Source organism: Pseudomonas sp. BTN1 (genome assembly GCF_001907715.1).
Taxonomy (GTDB): domain Bacteria; phylum Pseudomonadota; class Gammaproteobacteria; order Pseudomonadales; family Pseudomonadaceae; genus Aquipseudomonas; species Aquipseudomonas paracarnis.
Window position 1 is genome coordinate 94,416 of sequence record NZ_MPBM01000034.1, and the last position, 24,122, is coordinate 118,537.

Annotated in this window: 15 protein-coding genes; 7 read left to right on the forward strand and 8 right to left on the reverse strand. The window is 62.5% G+C overall.

Annotation, left to right across the window (positions count from 1 at the left end):
- Positions 1-14 precede the first annotated feature (14 nt).
- A complete protein-coding gene (locus BMH52_RS17555) occupies positions 15-986 on the forward strand; it encodes a GlxA family transcriptional regulator (RefSeq protein ID WP_014718811.1) in 972 nt (323 codons plus the stop codon).
- Between the two features lie 140 nt (positions 987-1,126).
- On the opposite strand, the gene BMH52_RS29410 is transcribed toward BMH52_RS17555, so the two are convergent.
- Together BMH52_RS29410 and BMH52_RS17565 are read right to left on the reverse strand one after the other, a co-directional pair.
- Positions 1,127-1,513, reverse strand: a complete 387-nt coding sequence (locus BMH52_RS29410; protein ID WP_073844480.1) for a hypothetical protein — start codon at positions 1,511-1,513, stop codon at positions 1,127-1,129.
- Positions 1,514-1,658: 145 nt separating this feature from the next.
- Positions 1,659-2,381, reverse strand: coding sequence for a pirin family protein (locus BMH52_RS17565; RefSeq protein WP_014718809.1), 723 nt, complete (start codon positions 2,379-2,381; stop codon positions 1,659-1,661).
- Between the two features lie 181 nt (positions 2,382-2,562).
- On the opposite strand from BMH52_RS17565, the gene BMH52_RS17570 reads away from it, so the two are divergent.
- Together BMH52_RS17570 and BMH52_RS17575 are read left to right on the forward strand one after the other, a co-directional pair.
- Positions 2,563-3,513 carry a GlxA family transcriptional regulator gene (locus BMH52_RS17570; RefSeq protein ID WP_019816841.1) on the forward strand — a complete coding sequence of 317 codons (951 nt, stop codon included), beginning with the start codon at positions 2,563-2,565 and terminating at the stop codon, positions 3,511-3,513.
- 95 nt (positions 3,514-3,608) lie between these two features.
- Positions 3,609-5,111, forward strand: a complete 1,503-nt coding sequence (locus BMH52_RS17575; RefSeq protein WP_073844482.1) for a winged helix-turn-helix domain-containing protein — start codon at positions 3,609-3,611, stop codon at positions 5,109-5,111.
- On the opposite strand, the gene BMH52_RS17580 is transcribed toward BMH52_RS17575, so the two are convergent.
- On the reverse strand, positions 5,058-7,820 hold the full coding sequence (locus tag BMH52_RS17580; RefSeq protein WP_019816843.1) for a winged helix-turn-helix domain-containing protein: 2,763 nt from the start codon (positions 7,818-7,820) through the stop codon (positions 5,058-5,060). The two genes, BMH52_RS17575 and BMH52_RS17580, sit on opposite strands and share 54 nt — an antisense overlap.
- Before the next feature lie 58 nt (positions 7,821-7,878).
- Positions 7,879-8,277 (reverse strand): helix-turn-helix domain-containing protein, encoded by a 399-nt coding sequence (locus BMH52_RS17585; protein WP_014718805.1) that lies wholly within the window; start codon positions 8,275-8,277, stop codon positions 7,879-7,881.
- Positions 8,278-8,482: 205 nt separating this feature from the next.
- Between BMH52_RS17585 and BMH52_RS17590 the strand changes: the two genes are divergently transcribed.
- Positions 8,483-9,391 (forward strand): LysR family transcriptional regulator, encoded by a 909-nt coding sequence (locus BMH52_RS17590; RefSeq protein WP_014718804.1) that lies wholly within the window; start codon positions 8,483-8,485, stop codon positions 9,389-9,391.
- Positions 9,392-9,647: 256 nt separating this feature from the next.
- Here BMH52_RS17590 and BMH52_RS17595 read toward each other — a convergent pair whose 3' ends face one another.
- Both BMH52_RS17595 and BMH52_RS17600 read right to left on the reverse strand, forming a co-directional pair.
- Complete coding sequence (locus BMH52_RS17595) at positions 9,648-10,130, reverse strand: copper chaperone PCu(A)C (protein WP_014718803.1); 483 nt, start codon at positions 10,128-10,130, stop codon at positions 9,648-9,650.
- Complete coding sequence (locus BMH52_RS17600; protein WP_003191741.1) at positions 10,130-10,738, reverse strand: SCO family protein; 609 nt, start codon at positions 10,736-10,738, stop codon at positions 10,130-10,132. Before BMH52_RS17600 ends, BMH52_RS17595 begins: the two co-directional genes overlap by 1 nt.
- Before the next feature lie 181 nt (positions 10,739-10,919).
- On the opposite strand from BMH52_RS17600, the gene BMH52_RS17605 reads away from it, so the two are divergent.
- From BMH52_RS17605 to BMH52_RS17615, 3 genes are all read left to right on the forward strand, one after another.
- Positions 10,920-11,303 carry a DUF2946 domain-containing protein gene (locus BMH52_RS17605; protein WP_003191740.1) on the forward strand — a complete coding sequence of 128 codons (384 nt, stop codon included), beginning with the start codon at positions 10,920-10,922 and terminating at the stop codon, positions 11,301-11,303.
- A 62-nt stretch (positions 11,304-11,365) separates the two neighbouring features.
- Positions 11,366-11,911: a putative natural product biosynthesis protein gene (locus BMH52_RS17610; RefSeq protein ID WP_014718802.1), complete on the forward strand. Its 546-nt coding sequence runs from the start codon at positions 11,366-11,368 to the stop codon at positions 11,909-11,911.
- Positions 11,912-12,040: 129 nt separating this feature from the next.
- Positions 12,041-14,935, forward strand: coding sequence for an RHS repeat-associated core domain-containing protein (locus tag BMH52_RS17615; RefSeq protein WP_072434040.1), 2,895 nt, complete (start codon positions 12,041-12,043; stop codon positions 14,933-14,935).
- A gap of 54 nt (positions 14,936-14,989) precedes the next feature.
- On the opposite strand, the gene BMH52_RS17620 is transcribed toward BMH52_RS17615, so the two are convergent.
- Positions 14,990-19,420 (reverse strand): SpvB/TcaC N-terminal domain-containing protein, encoded by a 4,431-nt coding sequence (locus BMH52_RS17620; protein ID WP_073844484.1) that lies wholly within the window; start codon positions 19,418-19,420, stop codon positions 14,990-14,992.
- Positions 19,417-24,096 (reverse strand): neuraminidase-like domain-containing protein, encoded by a 4,680-nt coding sequence (locus BMH52_RS17625; protein ID WP_073844486.1) that lies wholly within the window; start codon positions 24,094-24,096, stop codon positions 19,417-19,419. The genes BMH52_RS17620 and BMH52_RS17625 overlap by 4 nt, the downstream gene beginning before the upstream one ends.
- Positions 24,097-24,122: the final 26 nt, after the last annotated feature.

Here is a 24,122-nt window from a genome sequence, read left to right on the forward strand (position 1 = left end):
GCTGGAGTTTTTACATGCACGTCACCTTGCTCCTGGCGGACCAATGCTCCGCTGCCAGTGCCACCCTGGCCATGGAAATGCTCAGCGCGGCCAATCTCTTCGCCGACAGCCCGCCCTTCGAGGTGACGCTGGCGTCCCTGGACGGCCTGCCGGTGACGGCGTGGGGCGGGCAATGCCTGCAAGTGCAGGGTTCACTGGCGCAGATCGCGCATACCGACCTGGTGCTGATTCCCGGTTTTCTCTTTACCCTCAAAGAAGCCATGCCGACGTTCGCCACCTACGGCCCCTGGTTGCGTGAGCAGCATGGGCAAGGCGCTGTGTTGGCTTCGATGTGCACGGCGGCGTTCATGCTGGCCGAGACGGGGTTATTACACGGCTTGCGTGCGACGACCCACTGGGCATTTGCCGGGTTCTTCCGGCGTCGATATGCCCAGGTCAGCCTGGATGAGCGGCAGATCCTCTGCGAAGAGAATCGGCTGGTCACGTGCGGTGGCGCCACTGCGGCGATGGATTTGATGCTGCACCTGATCCGCCGTTTCGGCTCGCCGGAGCTGGCTCATACCTGCGGCAAGTACTTGCTGATCGATGCCGGGCGCACCGAACAGTCGGCCTATGCGATGTGGTCGTTGCCCAAGAGCCACGGTGATGCGCAGATCCTGCGTGTGCAACATTGGTTGGAGCAGCACTTTGCGCAGTCGTTGGTGATCGACGAGGTTGCCCAGCGCTTTGGCTTTGGCGTGCGTAATTTCAAGCGGCGCTTCAAGGACGCCACGGGCTCTACACCGATTGGTTATCTGCAGAGCCTGCGTCTGGAGCGAGCCAAGCAGATGCTTGAGTCGACACGTATGACGCTCGATAGCATCACGTATGCGGTGGGTTATGAAGACAGTAATTCGTTTAGGCGGTTGTTTCAGCAGCGGGTGGGGATGCTGCCGGCGGCGTATCGCAAGAAGTTCCTGATCGCCCAGGGTGTGAAGACGACCTGATACACCCACGATCCCAATGTGGGCGTTGGCTTGCCTGCGATGGCGGCCTGACAGCGTGTGATGTAGAGACTTTGCAAATCGAAGACGAAAAAAAACCGGCTGATCAGGCCGGTTTGGGGTGTCCCGCCAACAGTGCGGGGTTATACGTGGGTGCTCAGCAGACGCTCGGCACCCCCTTCAGCGAGACCACGTTCCTGCAAGCGATCAGCACCGCCTTCAGCCAGACCACGTTCCTGCAAGCGATCAGCACCGCCTTCAGCCAGGCCACGTTCTTGCAAGCGATCAGCGCCGCCTTCAGCCAGACCACGTTCCTGCAAGCGATCAGCACCGCCTTCAGCCAGGCCACGTTCCTGCAAGCGATCAGCGCCGCCTTCAGCCAGACCACGTTCTTGCAGGCGATCCGCGCCACCTTCGGCAACACGGGTTTCTATCAGGCGATCCGCGCCGCCTTCAGCGACAACCGGGTGGGCAAAAGCGTTTGCAGCGAGTACCGAGAAAGCGAGGCTAAGCAGGATTTGGCGTTTCATGATGGTGTGCTCCGAGTATTTAAGTTGGGTGCCGTTTGGCATGGGTTTGATGTTACGCGTTGCATTTTTTAAGAGAACTTCATTGCGCTGATGGTGACTATCGATGCCAACGATGGTCCCGCTGGCGGGACCATCACTGCGACCGTCATGGCATTTGCGGCAGTTCGTTGGGGCGCAGGTCAAACACCAGCACTTCGGCGTCTTCGCCATGGCTCAAGCGGATCTGGCGTTCGTCCCGTACGCGTACACCGTCGCCTTCCTGCAAGCGCTGGCCATTAAGCTCAATGCTGCCGCGCGCCACATGGATGTAGGCGTAGCGATCCGGTGCCAGTTCCAGGCGGGCACTTTCGTCAGCGTCGAACAGGCCGGCATACACCCGTGCGTCCTGGCGCACTTTCAGCGAACCGTTGGCACCCTCTGGCGAGATGATCAACTGCAAGCGCCCACGTTTTTGCGCTTCAGTGAAATGCTCTTGCTGATAGCGCGGTTTGGCGCCGGCTTCGTTGGGCACGATCCAGATTTGCAGGAAGTGCACGCCGTGACGCTGGCTGTGGTTGAACTCGCTGTGGGCCACGCCGCTGCCCGCGCTCATCAGTTGCACATCGCCGGGGCGGATCACCGAGCCGGTGCCCAGGGTGTCTTTGTGCTCCAGCGCACCTTCGAGCACGTAGGAGAAGATCTCCATGTCGCGGTGCGGGTGCTGGCCGAAGCCTTTGCCTGCGGCGACGCGGTCATCATTGATCACCAGCAGGTCGGAAAAACCCTGTTCCTTGGGGTTCCAGTAGTTGGCGAATGAGAAGGTATGAAACGACTTCAACCAACCGTGATTGGCGGCGCCGCGTTCGGAAGCTTTGCGAAGGGTCAGCATGGTCCAGTCCTCAAGTGAGCGCGGGCTGCGAGATGCAGGGCGCTTGCGTTGAGAAGAAGGTTAATGGTTAACGAATGATTGATTAAGAAGATGAAAATAGAATAACTGTCGCTTTCAGGTTGACAGTTAAAGTCGTGCCATAATGCTCGCCGCACTCCTTCTCGATGGACATTTCCCGCTTATGAAAACCGTGGCCATGGCGCTGTTCCCGGACTTCCTGCTGCTCGACATGGCCGGGCCGCTGGAAGTGTTTTCGATTGCCAACCGCTACCTGCCAGCGGCCGATCACTACCAGATCCTGACCATCGGCACTGAGCCCGGCCCGTTGCAGGCCTCCAATGGCGTGAGCGTGCAGACCGACCTGCTGTTGGAACAGGCCCAGGCGGCTTATGACTTGCTGTTGGTGCCGGGCGGCCCCGGCGCCTATAACGAATGCCACCCCGCGCTGTTGCCGTGGCTCAAAGCTGCGGCGCCACGGGCTCGGCGTATTGGCTCGATCTGCACCGGCGCTTTTGTGCTCGGCCACGCAGGCTTGCTCGACGGGCACCGCGTGACCACCCATTGGCACTACACCGAGCGGTTGATCAAGGCGTTTCCCAACGCCATCGTCGAAACCGACCGCATCTATTTGCAGGACGGGCGCCTGATCACCTCTGGGGGCGTCACTGCGGGTATCGACCTGGCCCTGTCGGTCGTTGCCCAGGACCATGGCAAGCAAGTGGCGGTGGACGTAGCCAAGGTGCTGCTGGTGGTGATGAAACGCCAGGGCGGCCAGGCCCAGTTCAGCCCGATGACTGCCGCCGTGGCGCCCCAGGAAACCCCGATCACCCGTGTGCAGAACCACGTCCTGGCGCATCTGGATCAACCCTTTACCATCGAGTCCATGGCTGAGTTGGCCGGGATGAGCGCGCGCCACTTTGCGCGGCTGTTCGCCAAGGACGTGCAGATGACGCCCATGGCGTTCCTGCAGGGCGCGCGTATCGACCGGGCCCGGCACCTGCTGGAAACCACCGACCTGCCGCTCAAGACCGTGGCCTTCCACGCCGGCTTTGGCAGCGTGCGGCATATGCGCTTTCTGTTCAGCGAAAAGCTCGGGCTGAACCCTACCCAATACCGACAACAGTTCAGTTAACGACACCCTGTCCGTCTCAGGCACCCGATTGTCCGTATTGCTCCCCGTGCCAGCATTGTCCTGTCATCGCCAACTGGCAAGATAGCGTCGAGCCCATGGAAAAGGATGCGCAGGCACTCAAGCACGGGTGTTTCAGCGCTGTGACGGACATGCAAAATGGTACGGCGGTGAGCTTTGGCCCCTACACCTTTCATCGGCAGCAGCGCCTGGTCAGCAAGGCGGGTTGGCCGGTGCCGCTGGGCGGGCGAGCCTTGGATATTCTCGCGGTACTGCTTGAAGCGCCCGGGCACTTCATCAGCAAGGCGACCTTGATCGAACGGGTGTGGCCCAAAAGCGTCGTCGAGGACAGCAACCTGCGCGTGCACATCGCCGCGCTGCGTCGTGCGCTGGACGGCCAACGCTGGATCCTCAATCACCCCCAGCGCGGTTACTGCTTCGCTGCGCCTGCGCAGGACGCGCTGCCGACGCTGCTGCCTCAGCACAACCTGGCTGCACGGCTCAGCCCGGTGTGGGGGCGTGATGAACTGGTGGGCGTGCTGGCGCGACGGTTGGCCGCGCAGCGGTTGCTGACCCTCACCGGTGTGGCCGGCATTGGCAAGAGCACGCTGGCCCTGGCCCTGGCCGAGCGGGTATTGCCGCGTTATCGCGACGGCGTATGGTGGGTCGATATGGCCGCTGTGCAAGCGCCAAGCGAGCTGCTCGATAACCTGGCCAGGGTCTTGCTGTTGCATTCGGCGCCCGCCAGCCTCAACGAACTGGGCCGGCGTCTGGCATCGCGTCAGTTACTGCTGATACTCGATGGCGCCGACCTGCTGCTGGGCGCGTGTCGACAGCTACTGCGTGCGCTGCGTGGGATGGCGCCTGGCATCAGCGTGCTGATCACCAGTCGTGAAGCCTTGTTGGCCCCTGGCGAGTGGGTGGTGCGCGTGCCTCGGCTGGCGATGCCGGCGCCGTCGGCCAATGTCGAACAGGCGATGGCCTGTCCTGCGGTGCAACTGTTCGTGGCGCGCGCGCGTGCCAATCAGCAGGGGTTTGATTTGCGGCCTCAGGATGTGGCGCCGCTGCGCGACCTGTGTCGGCGCCTGGATGGCCTGCCGTTGGCCCTGGAATTGGCGGCGGCCCAGGTGGATGCGTTGGGCATCGGCGGTGTGCAGATGCAAGTACGCACGGGCTTGCAAGTGCTGGCCCGTGGGCGCCGCACGGCGGTGGCGCGCCATCGATCACTGACCGCGGCCCTGGATTGGAGCTACGAGCGCTTGAGCCTGCCGCAGTGCTGGCTGTTTCTGCAATTGAGTCTGTTCAAGATGGCAGTCACCTTACCCACCCTGAGTGACCTGGTGGCCGGTACCGAGCTCGAACATGCCGACCTGTCTTACCTGCTGGCGCGCCTGGTCAACGTCTCGCTGCTGCATGTCGAGCCCGGCCTGGGCCCGCCGCGCTATCGCCTGCTCAACTGCGTGCGCAGCTACGCCTTGGGGCAACTGCGGGACCCGCGCCAGGTCGAGCGTTTGCAACAAGGCTATGCGCCTTGCCTGGGCGCGTTCTCAGGCCGGCCGCTTGTCCTGCAACTCGTCGAGCAGGCAGCGCACGCGCAGTAGATCCCGGGTGGCGAAGCCTTCGCTGAAGCGTGCATGGATTGAACTGAGCAAGTCCCTGGCGAGCTGAATGCGCCCTTGCTGTTGCCACAGTAGCGCCAGGGATGCGCCGCAGCGTAGCTCCCAGGCCAGAGCGCCTTGCTGGTGCGCCAGGCCCAGCGCCTCCAGCAGCAGGGTTTGCGCGGCGTGCTCATCCTCTAGCTGCAAGGCGTACACCCGCAGAATCTCCGGGGCGCACCAGCCCGCAGCGCCACTGCGCGCGCGTTCCAGGGTTGGCACATCCACAGCATGGGTGCCGAAGGTGATCAAGGTGTCTTGGATCAGGCCCAGGCCCTGCCAATCCGGTTGGCCAAGAATACCGGCGTAATGCCCGGCCCAGGTCTGGAACAACTGCACAGAATGCTTGTGCGACTGCTCCAGCAGCAGCCTTTGCAGGGCTTGGGCGTCGTCTTCGGCGCCGTTGTAGCGGGCGATCACCACTCCAGCCAGGGCCAGGGTGTAGCAGATCGAGGTGCCGTGGTTGATCTGTAGCGCAAGCTCCAGCGCCTGGCTGGCGGTGCGCCAGGCGCGCTCGGGAAAACCCTGTAACCACAGGATTCGCGCCAGCACGGTCAAGGAGGCGACGCTCTGGTCGTATTGCACGCCAACCCCGAGGGCAAAGCGGTTCACGTGACCACTTTGGGACATACGCTGCAGCACCTGCTCGGCGTGGTGCCTGGCAAGAGCCTGGTTCCCGGTGTAATGCTGGCCCAGCGCACGCAGCCGCTGGGCGCTCAGGTCCAGCAACGGCTCGGTGCGTGGGTCCAGGCGATCGAACTGCAGGCTCAGCTCCTGCGCAGGGCCATAGCGCCCGGCGCACAGGTTCACCGCCATCAGCCCGGAGACCGCGCGCAACTGGCCTGCACGGTCCTGGTGCATCTCGGCCAGGCGCGCAGCCCCCTCAAACGCCGCGATGGTCCGAGGCGCAGCGCCCATGGCGTGATAGGAGAGGCTGCCCAGCGCCAATTGCAGTTGCAGGGTCAATTGCGTGCAGGGCGCGCTGACCTGGCCGATCAGCGCCAGCGCCTGGTCCACATAGCCGCCGTGCTCACGCAGCAACGACAATTCTTGCCACAGCGGCATCGCGCTGACCGTCAGGCGGATAGCCAGCAACTGCGCACCGCCCTCGGCAAAGCCCCAGTCGAGGGCGGCACGCACGTCTTCGCGCAGCGGTGCGTAACGGTCGATCCACGGCTGTGTGGCGATCAAATCCCAATCGCCCTGGGCCTGTTCCATCAGTGCCAGGCAGCGGGCGGCGTGGCGCTCTCGCGTGGCATGCAGCTCGCAGGCTTGGCTGAGCTTTTCCAGGGCATAGGTGCGGGTGATGTCCAGCAGGCGATAGACCATCTCGTCATCGCTGGCCTCCACATTCAACAACGACTTGGCCACCAGTTGCGTAATCGAGCCCAGCACTTCGGCGGGGGCCACCTGCTCTCCGGCGATTACCGCCGCTGCGCTGGCCAGGCTGAAGCCGCCACGAAAGACCGCCAGGCGGCGCAGGCAGATTTGTTCGCACGCGGTGAGCAGGTCAAAGCTCCAATCGAGCGTGGCGCGCAGGGTCTGCTGGCGAGGCAGGGCACTGCGTCGCCCACGGGTCAGCAGGCGAAAGTTGTCTTCCATCTGCACCAGCAGGCCCGGCAAGCCAAACCGTTCGATTTGCGCGGCCACCAGTTCTATCGCCAGGGGAATGCCGTCCAGGCGCTGGCAGATATCAATCGCCAGGGGCAGTTCAGCGTCGCTGAGGGCAAAGCTTTCCTGGTGGGACATGGCGCGCTCGATCAGCAATTGCATGGCCGGGTAACCCAGGGCCTGGGCGCGGTTGCCGGTGGCGGGCGGGCAGGCCAGCGGTTCAAGGCGCTGCACATGCTCACCTTCGGCGCGCAGGGCTTCGCGGCTGGTGGTGAGGATGTGCAGGTGCGGTGCATGGCGCAACAGGGTTTCACTGATGAGGGCAATGTCGTCGAGCAGGTGCTCGCAGTTGTCGATCACCAGCAGCATCTGGCGTGCCTGCAGGCTGCGGGCGAGGCTGGCCAGGGACGCATTCTCGCCCGGCGTCAGGCCGAGCAGGGCGGCCAGGTTGGGCAGGATCATGGACGCTGCACTGAGCGGCGCCAGGTCCAGCAGGTGAATACCGTCGCGGTAATGCCCAATCAGCAATTCCGCGACGCGCAGGGCGACGGTGGTCTTGCCGATGCCACCGGCGCCGGTCAGCGTGATGAAGCGTTGCTGCGGCAGTTGTTGTACCAGGGCGTCGATCAGCGCTTGGCGGCCGATCATGCGTGTGCGGCGCAAGGGCAGGTTATGGCTGGGGCGTTGGGGCGCGCCGTCGGTGGGCAGCGTCATGGGTTCGATGCTCAGTGGCGCAACAAAACTGTAGCCGCGCTGGGCGACCGTGACGATATAACGCTGCCCGGCCTGGCCGTCCCCCAGTGCCTTGCGCAACGCCGCCATGTGCACCCGCAGGTTGCCGTCTTCCACCACGCTTTTGGGCCAGACCCGCGCGATCAACTCCTGTTTGCTCACCACATTGCCGGCGTGTTCCAGCAGGATCAGCAGAATGTCCACCGCCCGCCGCCCCAGGCGCAGCGGCCGGCCGGCCTCAAGCACCAGGCGTTGGCGCGGGTGGATGCGGTAGGGGCCGAAATGCACGGCCTGGTCGCTCAAGTCATTCATGGCTGCCCAGGTTCTGGAGGAAGGGAGCGGCCAGCATATTCCAGGTACGTGCAGACCACTAGGCAGCGATCACATCAGGTTTGCTACGCGAGTGGTGGTTTCGCCAGGTCATGGGGTTGACGCCTTCGCTGCGGGTGAACATATGGCAAAAGTGCGCCTGGTCGCAAAAGCCACATTCCAGGCTGATCTGCGTGAGGCTCAGGGACGAGCCGGTAATCAATTCCTTGGCGCGCTGGATGCGTTGCTGGCGAATCCATTCCTGGGGCGACAGCCCGGTGGTGCACTTGAAGGCGCGGGAAAAATGGCTGCGCGACAAGGCGCAGGCCTGGGCCAGGTCGGCAATCGCCAGGCTTTCGCCGAGGTTGGCGAGGATCAGTTGCTTGGCGATACGCTCACGCCGGGGGCACAGGCCGCCGGTGGGAGATAACCGGGGGGCATATTGCTCGAGTCGGGCCATGACAAATATCCGCAGTCGATGGGAACGTTCCCGGTGGATGGGTGCAGTGTAGACGCGCTTTATCTTGTTGCCCGAGTGCCTGGCTGACGAGTTAATCGTTGTTAATTTCGCCAGGTGCGGTGCTGGAAAAGACAGCACAGCTATGCAATCCCAGGCGTGCAATGCATGCTTCCCTGGCCCTCTGGAAAACGTTTGGATAGCACCCATGAACCGCAACGATCTGCGCCGCGTCGATATGAACCTGCTGGTGATTTTCGAAGCCTTGATGTTCGAGAAAAACCTGACCCGGGTCGCCGAAAAACTGTTTATCGGCCAACCGGCAGTGAGCGCTGCATTGGGCCGCTTGCGCGATTTGTTCGATGACCCGTTGCTGCTGCGCAACGGCCGTGCCATGGAACCCACGGCGCGTGCACTGGCGATACTCAAGGAGCTGCAACCGGCCATGGACACCATCTCGGGCGCCGTCAGCCGTGCCAAGGATTTCGACCCCTCCACCAGCTGCGCGGTGTTTCGCATCGGTTTGTCCGATGATGCGGAGTTCGGGCTGTTTCCGTCGTTACTCAGCCGCCTGCGCGAAGAAGCGCCGGGCATCATTGTGGTGGTGCGCCGGGCCAATTACCTGTTGATGCCTTCGCTGCTGGCCAGCGGAGAAATTTCCGTGGGGGTCAGCTACACCACCGACCTGCCGGCCAATGCCAAGCGCAAGAAGCTGCGCGATATCCCCTGCAAGGTCCTGCGCGGGGATGACGGCGAGGCGCCGCTGACCCTGGATGATTACTGCGCAAGGCCCCATGCGATGGTGTCGTTCTCTGGCGACCTGAGCGGCAATATCGACCTGGACCTGGCCCGCATCGGCCGCTCGCGTCGGGTGGTGCTGGCGGTGCCGCAGTTCAGTGGGTTGCGGGCGTTGCTGGCGGGGACGCAGATTATCGCGACCGTGCCCGATTACGCCGCGTGCGCATTGACCGAAGGCACACGCCTGCGCGCCGAGGACCCGCCGTTTGCGATTGATGCGGCGGAGCTGTCGATGGTGTGGAGCGGGGTGCATGACAACGACCCGGCGGAGCGTTGGTTGAGGGGCAGGATTGCGGAGCATATGGCGCGGGACGTGTGATGGAGCTGACTCCTCTCCACCTGACACCTCACAGGGCTATGTACTGCCCGCAGAATCAGCGCCAGACGAAGTCCTTGTGGGAGCGGGCTTGCCCGCGAAGGCGGCCTGATGGTCGACACAGTTATACCGAGTACATGCCCCCACCACTCGGCTCCCCGCCTGCGTTCGGCCAGCGTGGTTTAACGGGGCGCCTGAGATCAAGCTCAAAAGCAGCTCGCTTACGCGGGAGAAAAAGGCCGTAGGTTTAATCGCCTACTCAATGCATCTTGCTATGGTCCATTTTGCTATGGTCCATGCCATCCAACCCACGGGCTGTCGCTTTCACTTCGACAGCCTGCTTTTCCCCCTTGGCATCTTGCACCGTCAGGGTCAGCGGTACCTGGTCGCCTTCCTTGATCTGGCCGGTCAGGCCCATCAGCATCACGTGGTAGCCGTTCGGGTCGAGCTTGACGGTTTTGCCGGCAGGCAGGGCCACCGAGTCCACTGGGCCCATGCGCATCACGTCGTCCTTCATGCTCATCTCATGAATCTGTACGTCTTTGGCGACCGGCGAGGCGACGCTCAGCAGTTTGCTGTCGCTGTCGGCGGTGAGGGTCATGAAGGCGCCGCTGGAAGGCTGGCCGGGTACGGAAGCGCGTACCCAGGCGTCGGTTACTTGTACTTGGGCGCTGGCGTGGGCGGCGAGGCCCAGCAGGGTGAGGCCGAGGGTGAGACGCTTGAGGTGTTGAACGGCAGTCATTAGCAGACCTCCATGACGGTGAGCAGATCTTCGGCGCACTCTTGAGCGGTAAGGGATGCCTGCAAGCCAAGGCGCAGGTTGCCACGGGTGTCGAATACGAAACTGGTGGCGGTGTGGGAGAGGGTATAGGTGTCGCCGGCGGGGATCTTTTCATAAAAGATCCCGAACTCCTTGGCGGCCACGGCGATTTCTTCCGGGGTGCCGTAGAGCGCTTCGAAGCTGGGGTCGAAGGCCTTGACGTAATTGTTGAGAATCTCGGGAGTATCGCGCTCGGGGTCCAGGGTGATAAACACCACCTGCATGATCTTGCCATCGCGGCCCATCAGTTTCTTGGCTTGGGCGGCGCGGGCCAGGGCGGTCGGGCAGACGGCCGGGCACTGGGTGAAGCCGAAGAACACCACCGGCATCAGGCCGCGGTACGAGCTCAGGGTGACGGTTTCGCCGTCGGTGTTCTTGAGCTTGAAGGTACGGCCCATGATCTTGTCACTGAGGTCCTTGCCGTACTTGAAGTTCAGCTTGGGGCTGTAGTCACAGCCGCCCAGCAGGCTGCCCAGGCCCAATAGGCCCATGCCGGTCAGCACTTTGCGGCGGGTGAATAACGTACTCATCAACTGTGCATCCTGTGAAACGCCTGTAGGGCCGTGGAGCTGCTCCGCCAGGCTTTGAAAAGGAGTAACGAGAAGGGTGCAGAGTCTAGCAACCCTGGCCGGTGCGCGTAATCTGCGACGTTCTGCCACAGGGGCGTGGCGCATTTCGTCCTTTTATGGCTTCGGTGGTAGAGTCGCCGCCATGAAATTGCGCCACTCTGACCGCTCACTGATCGCCTGGGCCCTGTACTTCTGCGTGCTGATGAACCTGTTCGCCTGCGGTTTGGGGCATGGTCAGATGATGGGGCAGCAGCTCAACGGCATCGGCGGGCTGTTCTGTTCGGTGGACGGCGGGCAGTCGCCCATTTCCGACAAAGGGTTGGCAAACCCGTCTTCCAGCAACATCTCGAACTACTTTGCCTGCCCGGTGTGCAACGCGGTTACCGTCGCCCTGGTGTTCCTGATCGGCCTGGCCTGGCTGCTCGGTCTTACGCAAACCCCACGTGTCGCCCATGAGCGGCGCAACAAGGCGCCGCCGCGCTATTCCTGGCCCTCGGCCAACCCCCGCGCTTCTCCCGCATCCTGACGTGTGCCTTGGGCTTCCTGTGACCAGGAGGCATTCTCTCGTCACGATTGTGAGAACACTCTATGAACCCTCAATTGCCTGCCGGCGCCAGCCGCCTGGTCAGTAAGGCGTCGCGGCGCCTGCGTGCGCAACCGGCGCTGCCTGATTACCCGAGTAATTCGCGCTGCTTCGTGCACCTGGATGCACGCCTGCTGCCTCACTGGCATACCTTGTTCGACATCTGTCCGGCGTTGCTCAAGCTCGACCCACCGGAGGGCTTGAACCTGTTTCGCGCCTTCATGACCTGGGCCTATCGCAACCAGCCGCCGCTGGACTGGACGTACCATCTGAACGTATGCCGCTGGTTGCTGAGTTCGGCGTACCGCACACAGATTGATGAGGAACCGATCGAAGCCTTCATGGCCGCCGCTGCTGCGCGCTGGGTGCTGACGGACGACAGCCCGTCGGCAGGCATTGTCCTGAGCTGGCGCGATTGCACGCTGTTCGACTGGAAGCATCACCCTTCGATAGCCGCGCCGCGACCGGCATTGCCGCCGCCCGCCTGGGATTTTGCCTGGTGCCCGCTGGATGCCCAAGGCGCTTTCAGCGGTTGGCTGCCCGTGCCATGAAGCGCCGCGTCCGGTAAGCCTCACGACACCTTCGGAAGCGCCGCACACGGCGCAGCGTGCGGGGCCCGCAGGCTGGCACCGACTTGATGACTAGGCTCTAGGCTTCTTTGGTTTTCAGGTCATCAGGTTATGTCTTCTTTGCATCACAACACGCCCACGCTGACGGTGGTCGACCCGCGAGGGTTGGCCGTGCGCAGCGTGGCGTACCCTCGCAATACCGCGCAGCAATCACCCACCGCGCAGGTCACGCGGCAGGTGTTCGACGCTCGCGGCCTGTTGCAGCAACAGTGGGACCCCAGGTTGTTTGAGTTGCACGCTGCCGACCCCGACGTGCCGCCCAATCTGTCTCATCGTTATAGTTTGGGCGGGCAAGTGCTGAGCACCGACAGCGTGGATGCGGGCCGTCAGACGCGCTTGCTCGGCAGTGGCGGCCAGGTCGTGCAACAGTGGGACAGTCGAGGCACGCGCCAGCGGTTCGAATACGACCCGTTGCTGCGCCCCGTGGCGGTATTCGAGCGCACGGAGGAGGTGGCGGTTGAACGCTGTGTCGAGCGCATGAGCTACGCGGGCATGACGTCTACGGAGGCGGCGCGCAATCGTTGTGGGCGCATGATTCGTCACGATGACCCGGCAGGCACTTTGCTCGTTGAGCGCTACGACGTGCAAGGCAACATCACCGAGCAAACCCGGCGCCTTTGCACGTCGCACACCGCGCCCGACTGGCCGCTGCCCATGAGTGAGCGGGATGCACAGTTGCAAGCCCAGACCTTCACCACCACTTGGCAGCACGATGCGCTGGGGCAACGTCTGGAGCAGGTCGACGCGCGCGGCAATCGCCAGCAATCTCAATACGGTGTCGACGGCCAATTGACGAAAAGCGAGATTCTGTTCAAAAGCGGAGCGCGCAAGACCCTGGTGGATCAACGCAGCGTCAACGCCTCGGGCCAGGTGTTGAGCGAACGCCTGGGTAATGGCGTGGTCAGCGTTGCCGAGTATTCGGACACCCATGGACGTTTGACACGCTTGAGCGCCCACCTCAAGGATTCGGCAGGCAAGCGCCTGCAAGACCTCTTCTATAGCTACGACCGGGTCGGCAATGTGTTGCGCATCCGCGATGCGGCGCAGCCGACCCGCTGGGCCAGCAACGTGCAGGTGGAGGCAGTAAGCACATTCGAATACGACAGCCTGTCGCGATTGATCAAGGCCACTGGCCGTGAAAACGCGCGCAATACTGGCGCATCCGCACTGCCGGGCCGAATCACGTTCGGCGCCACAGACGACAGTCTCTGGGGCAGCTACACCCGCCACTATGCCTACGACTCGGCCGGTAATCTGACGCAGATGCGCCATGTGCCCAGCACCGGCAGCGGTTATACCCAACGGATGCAGGTGGGCGAACACAGTAATCACAGCGTGATTGCCCGCGAGGGCGCAAAGGCGCCGGGCCTGGGTAACGGCTTTGACCAACGTGGCAATCTCCAGGCTCTGGCGCCTGGTCAGGCATTGACCTGGAATGGGCGCAACCAGTTGGTTCGCGTCGCGCAGGTGCTGCGTGACAATGGCGAACATGACGATGAGGTGTATCTGTACGACGGCGCCGGCCAGCGAGTCATCAAGCGTCGCGTGGCACATGGCAAGACGCAGACTCACACCCATGAAGTGCTTTATCTGCCAGGGCTGGAGCTGCATCGCCACGGGCCGGATGGCGAGTGGTTGAACGTGGTGCTCGCTCCGGGCGGGCGCCATTCGGTCAGAGCGCTGCAGTGGGAGCAGCAGCGCCCCGAGGAGATGCGGGACGAGCAACTGCGGTTCAGCCTCGACGACCATTTGGGCAGCGGCACCCTGGAGCTGGACGAGGCAGCCGGCCTGTTGAGCCAGGAAAGTTATTACCCTTTCGGCGCAACCGCCTGGTGGGCGGCAAAAAGCGCCTTGGAGGCGAACTATAAAACCCGACGTTATTCGGGCAAGGAGCGCGACGCCAGCGGGTTGTATTACTACGGCTTCAGGTACTACGCGCCGTGGTTGTTGCGGTGGATCAGCGCTGACCCGGCGGGGGATGTGGATGGGTTGAACCTGTATACGATGGTGGGGAACAACCCCATGGGTTATGTAGACGAAGACGGTTTGCAGCGCCGCTCGATGCTGGAGGTGGTGACGGTTCTGCTCCTGGTGTTGTTGATCGGGCATGGGATTGGTATAGAGGTTGGATACAGGGTTGAGCTGGCTTACTTTGGGCTGATTTCAGGAGTGGTGGGTGTCGCCTTTTACGCGCATCAACGGCTCAGCACTACTGAAGTTCGGCGCAGAGCGTTCTATGCGCAGTCCGCATTGGCCGGTGCGCAAGAGCTGGGCCATCGGCATGGCGCTACCGAACATGAAGTCAGCGAGTTGGCGGACTTTTTTCTGGAACACCGACTGGCCACCGCAGACACTAAGCGCCTGTCCTACGGACTGACGCCGGCAGCGCGGGGCGGGCTCTATGGGTACATTGGGCCCACCGAGCACCGGGAGCAGGCTGAAATAGCCTCACAAACGGAGCGTAACCCTAGTTTTACGCTTGCGAGGTTGGGGTTTGTCGGGATAGAACTTCGTGCCCCGGCACGCAAGGTGGGCGCCGGCCCGCTTCCTGCGGCTGGGCTGACCCACACCGAAGTACAACCGCAAACCAGGGTCACGAGCGTGGGTCGCCGAGGCTCCGCTTCTGAAGAGCCCGCCGCGCCACCGGTAAGCTCAGGACCTTCCTCCGGGCTGGAACCTGAGCGACTCGTGATTGACGTTGAGCCTGTTCTCAATGAGCTGCGTGGCGTAGGGGGAGGGATTATCAGGAATGTGATCAACCGCCTGGAAGCCCGCACCCTGGACTTTCATACCGGGCATGCCATGGCGGGCGGGCAGAATGTCCGTAGTTTTGACTTGCCGGGCTATCGCGGGCAGCGCGGTCGTGGCGCCTATCGAGTGATGATTCAGCACATCAGCGGGCTCAATTATCGGGCGGTCAGGGTGATGAACCCTCACCGCCGTTAATACGCTTAACGTCAGCCCAAAGAGCACGGGCCGTGTAACGGCCCGGCTCTGTTGTCAGTCCGGCGCGTGCGTGTCGTTTTCGTCCTCAGCGATGCTGTACCAGGCGCAGTAGGTCTGGCGCCGTGTGTCGCCGTTGGCATTGACCACGCGCACCGGGCGTCCCAACGCGTCATGAAAATGTTGCTCGCTGGGGCGCAAGGTGTTGAAGGCCGCATCGTCGATATAGCCAGCACGGTCGGCAAAGTAAGGTCGCCAGGTGCGCGCCAGGCAACCTTGATTGTCATACTCCACACGGCCGCTGATCCGCCAACGGCGAGTGGCGTCGATTGGCTCGGCACCCGCGCTCAACATACCGGCGTCATCGACTGCAAAGGCCGGGCCTGGTTGCGCCTTTTCCTGGGTTTGCCGCACGCGGCCAAAGCCGTCGCTGAAGGCGAGAGCGATCTGAATCTGCGGGGTTGGCGACGTGCCTTGCCAACGGTCGGCGTGCAGTACCACGACGTGCACCGGCACTTGCCTGGCCGCCTGAATCAGGCGCTTGAGGGTTTGATGATGGGGGAGCGCAGCGCTCAGGCTGTTCAGGCGTGCCAACGCCGAGGCACGAATGTGCCCGCTGGGCAGCAGGTAACCGCTGCTTACCCATTGCGCCTGGATGCTGGCGGATGGAATGTGCCCCATCCAACTGAGCACGTCGTAGAAGCACGCGCTTTGAGCGTTGAGCAACGCCGCCTTCGGATCAGCCAGGGCCTGCGCCGGGCCTGTATCGGGCGTGCGGATGAAGGGCGTTGGGGCGTCACGGCCGACGGGCTTTCCTTGCTCCTCTCCCTTGAGGCCGGTCGCCAGCAGCTGCCCGTGGGCGTCGTAGTGCGCATAGCGTTGCGTACGCTGTGCGTCAGTCACCGTCACCGGCAGGCCAAGACGGTAGTCGTACTGCGCCTGGGTCGTGCAGCCGTCCGCCAATTGCACCTTGATGATGTACAGCCCATAGCGGTCGTACTCGGACTGCGTGAACCCATGGCTCAGGCTCGCCTGATGCCGACGAGGCCGATAGAACATTTCAGCCGGGCCGTAACGGGTGTACCCCTGGCCGAGCGACCACAGGGTGATGGCCTCGTCCTGCCCGGGGGCCGGTGACAGGAACGCGGCCATGGCCCGATAGTGCTGTGCACTCAGCGTGGCAGCGATAGGGCGGCCCTCATACACCAACAGCGCTTGCTGATCGAGTTCGGCTGTCTCGATATAGGCGGGCAGCGCCTGAAAACTCGCGGTGCCGGCCGGCAAGGGTTCGGTGTGCTCCGCCACGCAGTAGTGCTGCACCGACATCCCCCCCAGCCTGCGTTGGGCAGCTGTTCCCAGTGGAGCGGACGGGCCCTGCGCAATGAAGTGTTCATAGCTTATTTTTTCAATTGCTAACGCCTCCTTGCTCAGTACCAGCACGTTGCGTCGTTGCTGGTAGGGCAAGTGCAAGCGCCAGCGCTGCGCGGCGTCCAGGTGAATGAAGCCGGCACGGGTTTCGTTGAGGTAATACACCTGCTGCGCCGAATCGTGCGCGTCACGCCACCACTGCTGCTCGTGGGCTGGCCCCGGCGGTGGGGCGTCGCTGACCGTCTTGCGACGGGCATAGTCGACCACCACGCTGTGCAGATTGCCGGCGTAGCGGTCCCAGCGCAGATTGAGGATGTGCCGACAGCATGGGTCGTGCGGTTGGCGCTCGTAGCGACAGGTCAGCGACTCCAGCAACAGTGGCAGCAGCACCGCCGGTTCGCCGGCCTTGGCCGACGGGCTTAGTTGGCGTATTAGATAGCGCTGTTGCTGCACCGAATACGGCACTGCCTGTGGTGGCGCATCGGCGGCTGCATATACCTCTTCACGCAGCAGGCTACCCGCCAATGCACGCTGCATCGCGCGGCGGGTGGTTGCGCCGGGCGTAGCGATCAGCGTATCTCCTGTGCGCCCGGCCTCCAACTGGCCCAGCAGGGTTGGCCCCAGCGCGGGCGCCTGCGGGTCGCCCGGGTAAAAAGCCTCCTGCGAGGGCTCAAAGGTGTGGAACCAGCGTTTGGTCAACACCCCAGGCGGCGCATCGGCCGTAGGAGGTTGTTCGGTGTGCAACACCAGGCCAAAGCCGATGAACTGGCGTTCCTCACGGTCGTAGCAGGCTTGCCGGTAACGAAAATACTGGGTGGAGCGGTTACGGCTGACCAGATCCTTTTGCTGTTGCCGCTTGACCACCTGTACCGGGAACGCAAGGCTACTGCCTCGCGGCACTCCCAGGGTTTGCCCGTGCTGTTTTTCGTCGAGCCATTCCTGGGCGCTGCTGCGGTAGCTCAGTTGGGTGGTGGCCCCCCGGTTGTTGAGCGTGGCGGTTAACAAATACGGTTTGAGACTGACGAAGTCATACCGCCAGTGCTGGGGTGTCATGTGCGGCACGCTCAGGATCAGGCTGGAACAGCCCAGGCCTTGAAGGTCGGCAAAGCTGACCTGGCATGTCGCGTCATGGCGCACGCCCTCGGGCCAACGCAGTGTCAGTGGCTCCGATGCCAGCCCGCTGCCGGCGCGGTTCATATAGATCTGTATGTGTTCAGGCGCCAGGTAAATCAGGTCCACCGCGCCTGAGCCGTCCAGGTCGGCGAGGCGAATATGCTCGGCATCGAAGCTGGCGTGGTCGAACGCCAGCGTGGCGAAGACAAACCCTTTGCCGAAGCGTCCACGGCCGAGGTTGGGCCAGCACTTGATTTCGTTACGGCGGATGCGCACCAGGTGTTGTTGGCCGCTGCCCAGGGGGTCGCAAAAGGCGATCAATTCGGCCGGCGAATGGCTGAGGGTTGGCAGTCCCTCATCGTCGGGCGCATGGCGCACCTGCTGGCCAGGATCAAACCCGCCGTCCTGGCGCTGAGCGTACAGGCGCACGCTGCGGCTGCCGATCAGAACCAGGTCCAGCCTTCCGCTGCCCATCAGGTCGGCCAGTTGCCCGTGGGGATGGAAAAACTCCTGGGGCATCGCCGCAAAAGGCACGAAACCCGACCATTGCCGCTGCGAGTCGAGGCTGAAAAAACCGCTCAGCCCTGGTTGCGCCACCACCCATTCCAGATGCCCATCGCCGTCAAGATCCGCCAGTGCCTGGCGCGTGGCTTGGGCGGTATCGGCGAGGGGGATGCGTGGCAGGGCCTGCCATGGACCATAGATCAGCGCATTGCTGCTGGCCCGGCCGGGGGCCCTGAGCGGCTCGCGGTAGTACCAGCTTTTATCGGTGCGGTGCAGGATGCCCGGCAAACCGTCGCGGTACAGGTCGACCAGTTGATAACGCTGCCCATCGTTGACGCCCGCCATGGCGTCGAACGCTTGGTATCGCGCGGCGTCCAGCGTCGGCATGAAGGCGCTGTAGGCCAGTTCCAGGGGCGGCCAGGCACTGGCGTTCCCTTGGGCGTCAAAGGCCTGGTTGTGCACGGCGTTCAGGCAACTGCCGATGGCGTGGCGATGGGTGTACTCCAGCAACAGACGCCGCGTCAGCACCGGCTCGGCGCCCAGGCTCGGCTCGTCGGGGAAGTAATGAAACATCAGCACTTGCTGGCACCGCCGCAGGGTGCCGAGTTCAAAGCCATAGGCATAACTGCTGATCGGGTCGTTGCGGACCGGCCAGGCGTGTTGTTCGGCATAGGTCGGCACTTGGCTCAGGCCAGCGTCGCGTTCGCCATAATCCAGCAGCAGTTCGAAGTGCCATTGCTTGTCAGCGAGGGCGTCCGCGCGCCACAGCGCCAGGTGCTCAAGGGGCTTGAGGTTGCCGTAGCACACCCGCGCCAGATAACGCTGGGCGCGATAGTCCCTGGTGGCGCTTGGTGGCTGGTCGTCGTGTTTGTAGTGGTAATAGATCTGCTCACCCAGCGGGTTGAGGCTTTCCTGCAACAGCCATTGGGCAACACGTAGGCCGTCGTTCGGGTCTGCACAGCGCGCGATCAGGGTCTTGCCGAACAGGTGCACGCAGCCGTCGGCCCCCTGAACCAACCAGAACCCGGCCTTGTCGCTGTCGCAAGACCAATGCTCGATACGGTCGAAGCGCGCTTCTATCACCGGAAAATAGCGCACCACTCGGTGGGGTTCGTCCAGGACCAGGCCGTTATAGTGGTCCCAGGTCGTGGCCTGAATTTCGCCGTCGGCAGCACGCTCAGGGATCATGTCGATGCCTTGGGGGCTGATGAAGCGGTCGTCATCACCGTAGGCCGGTACGCCTTTGCGGGTATCACGGCTGATGGCGCCTGCCGACATCGCCCAGCCGAGGCCGAAGGGCCCGTTGCCTTGGGCGCTGCGATAACCCAGGCTCAGGGCCGGCGTGAAGCCACGGCCCGGCGAAATGGGCAAGGGCACCTCCAGGCACGCCTCACCCCGTGTGCCCACGGCGCCCCATTGCGCGCCGGGGCCCTGGATGGCGCCACCGCCCTTGGGCAGCGCAGGAATCTTCGGTTCCAAGAGTTCGGGCGGCTGCACGCTCATCGTTGACCTCCGGTGTTTTTAGCGGTGTAGCGCAGGTGCACGATGATATCGGTGAGGGATTCGAGCAGGGCGTTTTGCCGGGCATGGTTGGGAAAGGTCAGTTGCCAGGTGGAGATCGCTCCTGTGTATTCGAACGGCAGGTAACGCTCGTCGCTGTCGAAGTTCAAGGTGAACAATCCGCTGTCGTTGAGCCCGCTGGACAGGGCGATTTGCTGTTTGGCGCGCAGGTCTTTTTTTACCGCGGCTTCGGTGTGTCTGGTCGCGGGGGTGAGGTGCGTGGTATTGGCGGTTTGGGTCAGGATGGCCTTGATGTCTTCATAGGGCCCCAGCGTGGCGGGCAGGGACACACTGACGTGCTTGATACGCCGCAAGTAATGGCCTGGGTAGTCGTCGTCAAACAGCTTGAGGGTCAGTTCAAAGGTCAAGGCGCCGGTTTTTACCAGGTCGGCTTTAAGCGCGGCCCAGGGCATGTCACGCGTGGCCACAGGGTCTTGGCTGTGCAGATGGCGCAGCGACACGGTTTTAGTGATCTCCAGCAAACGTTCGTTGTGGGTGAGGTAGGCGTTACTCATGCTCAGTAGGTTTTGCTTGAGCGCTTCCCCGGCGCTGAAGCCGCGATATTGATGGGTCCAATGCTGGGTTTGAATGAAGTGCTTGTCCCACTGAGCCCGTTCTTCCTGCCAGCAGGCCTCGGCCGCCAGGCACAGCGACAGGGTCGAGTCATAGGCTTGGTAGTAGAAAGTGGAAAGTTGGCCATTGAGCCATTGATACAGTTGGGCGTTGGTAAAGCGTTTGCCGAGCTGGTCGTACAGGCTTCGTGCTTGGGCCAGGCTGGTCTGGGCCAGGCCCAGTTGCAAGCGGGTATGGGCTTGCTGTTCGGTGTAAGCCTGCAGCTGGGCGTCGACCTGGGCCAGCTCAAGGCGTGCCTGTTCCAACGAATGGGCCCATTCGGCGGCGCGTCGGGCAAACAGGTCGGTGCGGTCCAGGTGGGCAGCGTTGGCGCGCTTGTCATTGGCAATGCCTTGGGCCGTCGCGTGCAGGGCGTGAAAAGCGCCCTCGTAGCGCACGCCGCCGTTGGAGGTGCCAAAAATATTCGGTATCAGCATCGCCAGCCCCGCGCCGGCTTGTGCCACGGCGGCAGCGGTGTCCCAGCGCGCACTGTCCTGGTACTCCTGGGTGGCCTGGGCCTCGGCCGGGCTGATGCCTCGCTTGAGCTGCTGTTCGAAGAACGCCACCCGCGCTTCGACCATGCGGCGTCCTGCCAGCAGCGCTTGCTGGTTCCTCGCATCGAACTGTACGGCCTGGGCCTGTTGCTCGACGGCCAGCCTCGCCAAGTCCCAGGCTTGCTGCTGCTGGGTTTCCAGGTACTGGGCCTGCTCTTTGCGTTCGAACAACGACAGTAAGGTCGCCCCCAACTGGATCAGGTTGTCGACCGCTTGCAAGGCGTGTCCCAGCAATACCTGGAAGCGATAGTGCGCGGCCTGGGCGGTGCGCAGCGACGGGCGCAGGCTGGCGCCGACCGCCCCTTGCTGGTACGCGGCAAGCAGCGTTTGAGGCGTCAGGGTCGCGGCGTACAGCGGCAGGCTCAAGGGCTTGCCGGTCAGGTCCAGGTGATGGCGCAGGTTGTGCAGGCGAGATTCGATTTTGTCCCAGCGCAGCAGCAGATCAGGGCTCAGGGATCGACACAGCCGCGAGGTGCCCGCAGGTACTGTCGTGCTGTCGAGCGTGGAAGGGTTTTGCAGTTTGTCCAGGGTCGTGGCTGCCCAGGGATCGACCGGGTTGAGCGGCGGTCTTGGCCCGAGCAAGCCCTTGGCGCGGATGTACCACAACTTGGCGTCGGCCAGGCCGTCACGGGTCATTTGCCGGTACGCTGCATCCCCGCGATTGAGCAGGATGTCGACGTACAACAGGTACAGCGCCTGACGAAAATGTACCGCGCTGCTTGTCGCCAATGGGTGGGGCAGGGCAGAGGCGTTGTGGCGTTGTGGCGCACTGGTAAGCAGCGCAGGCAGGCGCCAGAACCCGGATGGGTGTACGGGATCGAACACGTAGCGTATCCACGTTTCGGCCTCGGCGTATTGCTGCTCCTGGTTCAGGCGTTGTGCCAACAGCCAGGGCAGGTAAAGAAACAACTCCCAGTAATAGGTGCCATGGGGGCCGTGGAAGTCCAGTGGACTGGGCTTTTCCTCGCCTGGCAATGGCGGCTCGCGCCAGGCATCCGGGGCCAAGGCAAACAGCTCATGCAAACCTGCGCCCGCGGTTTTTGCCAGCAGCCCGGCCACGCAGGTGTTGGTGCGTATGGGCGCTCGTTTGTTTTCAGGCTTATCGATCGACTCGATCGTGGACCCGTCGAAGTCAATGAATTCTGCCGCGCCATAGGGCGGGGTTGCGAGTCGCCGGATAAACGGAGCCAGTGGAATGATGGGGGTGCTGTTATCGGGCGGCAGGGTGAAGGTCGCGGTTTTCAGCGCGTAGCCCAGGATGATGGGGTCGGGGTAATGCACATCGCTTTCCAGCAGCAAGACGCCGTGAATCAGCGTCAATGTGGAAGCCGTCGTATCAGTGAAGTCCTCGTCGTAGGGGTGTAAGGTCGTGGGGGAGAGTTCGATCTGCGCCTCAAGCGTGTGCGTTTCGGAGAGTTCAGTGAACGTGTCGCGCAGGGTGCGCCGAGAAGCGTCTGCCAGGCCGACGAGTACCGTGTTATTGCGGTGAGGGCTTTCCGGTAAAGCGCTGTGTCCTTGTTTGGGATACATCAACACGGGTTTGTACAGGCGTTGTTTCTGCTGGACCTGGACCTTGTCCAGTACTAAGTCGTAGGCATGGCTGCTGGTCTGCGCCTGATTGTTGTAGAACGACAGGGTGACGGTATAGGTGGCGTCTGGCGTATTGAAAAAATAGTCGAAGGCTTCTTGGCTAATGCGTTGGTCGCGCAGATTGAATGTCGTGCTTTTCGGGTTTTCTTCATCTTTTTCAATTTGCGGCAGGGTAAAGGTCGTCGGCTGATTCGCAGCATTTTTTATAAGTTGGGCATAGCTGACGCCGGTCTCATTGCACTTGAGGGTCAAGTCGATGCGCACGTTGGAGAAGGTTGCCAGCTTGGCGCCCTCCAGGAAAATCTCGGCGGTGGGGCCTAACGCCAGCGTCTCGTTCTGGGCAGGACCGCTGCTGCTGAGGGTGATGGTCAAATTGACCAGTGCGTCTGCCTTGCTGAACCTGACGGTGCGGTGCGGTTCGAAGCGTTTCGCCAGGCGGGTGGTGACCTCCAGTACTGACGTTGTTCGGTTGAACCGAATATCGCTCTCAGCCGAAAGACTGCGGATATGCTGTTGATTGTCTTCGTAGTTCCAGCCATGGGTGGTGCCATGGGGCGCGTCGTTGGTCAGGGAGTGGACTTTGACCTGGACCGTGTCGGGCGCCCTGAATTGAAATCTGGCCCTGTTGTGGTGCCCGAACAGGGCCAGGTAGCGCCCGGCCAGTTCAGCCTCTTTATGCCAGTAGAACATCCGCCGAGTGCTGCCCTGGGTTTCAAGCCAATGGACGTTGAAGTGCTGATCCAGCCGTACCGCTTGAAAGAAATGCCGATGCACGCCGTTGTGCGGGGAAGCCGTTTGATGGTTCGGCTGTGCGCTCAGGCCCAGGAACAGTGACGGCGGTTGGCTTTTTGAATCGAGTACGGCGATGGACGCAGTGGCGCTCATCAGGTCTTCCGAGCTCAAGTCATCCAGGCCCTGTGCCAGGCTGTATTCCTGAATGCAGGCCTGCGGCACGCTCCAACTGTCATCCAGTTTTTTATAGGAAAAGTACAAGCGCAACTGTAGATAGGTGGTCTTTATCCGGGTTTCCAGCCGTTGCTGGTATTCCTTCTCCGATTCAACATCACCGCGCCCGATCCGGGTGATGTCCCTCGACGACGACGTCGGGTTGATGCATTGGGCCCACACCACGAAGAGGCGCCCGTTGAACACCACCGGGCGAATCGTCTGTTCGGGGACGTTATCGTCAATCGACAGCGGGATCTTTTGCCAGGAGGACCAGGCTGGCGGAGTGGTCGCGTCGCCCGAGGCCATTTTCAGCGTGCGCCAGTAATAGGTGTTTTCCGAACTGGGCTTGCCGGTGAAGTAATAAGTGCTGCTGGCAAAGCTGTCTTTATCACCATCGATATAACCATTGAGGGTCTTGATGTTGGCAAGTGCTTCGAAGCGGCTGAGGTAACTGTGGACGGCTGTCTGCAGCGGCGCAGGCTCGATACGAAATTGGTTGAGCTGGTTCTCCAGTTGCCTGAAGTTGTCGCTTTTGCCATGGCGCAATGTAGGGCTCAGGTAGGTGGCCGGGTAGTGCTGAAGTTGCTGGTGGGCACGCCACAGTGAATAGGACAGCAACTGGTCTCGCCACTCGATCTGCTCGACAGCGCTCATGCCCTGTTCGTCGTAGCCGGGCTCCAGGCCCAGGTAAATGCCAGTGATGTACTGCTGCAGGCTGGCAATGGCGCTGGCGACACGGGTGGTGGGCACCGTATGGCGGACCTGGGGGTCGAGCAGCCAATAGGTATAGACATCGTCGACGGTCTTGACGGTATCGGCCACTGCCGTGTCTTCAGGCAGCACGCTGTTGAGGTAGAACCCCAGCATCGCGTCGCGCAGGTGTTCGTTGAGGTGTTGGGTGAGGGTGTCAGACATGGTCATTCCTTGAACCAGGCGAAATA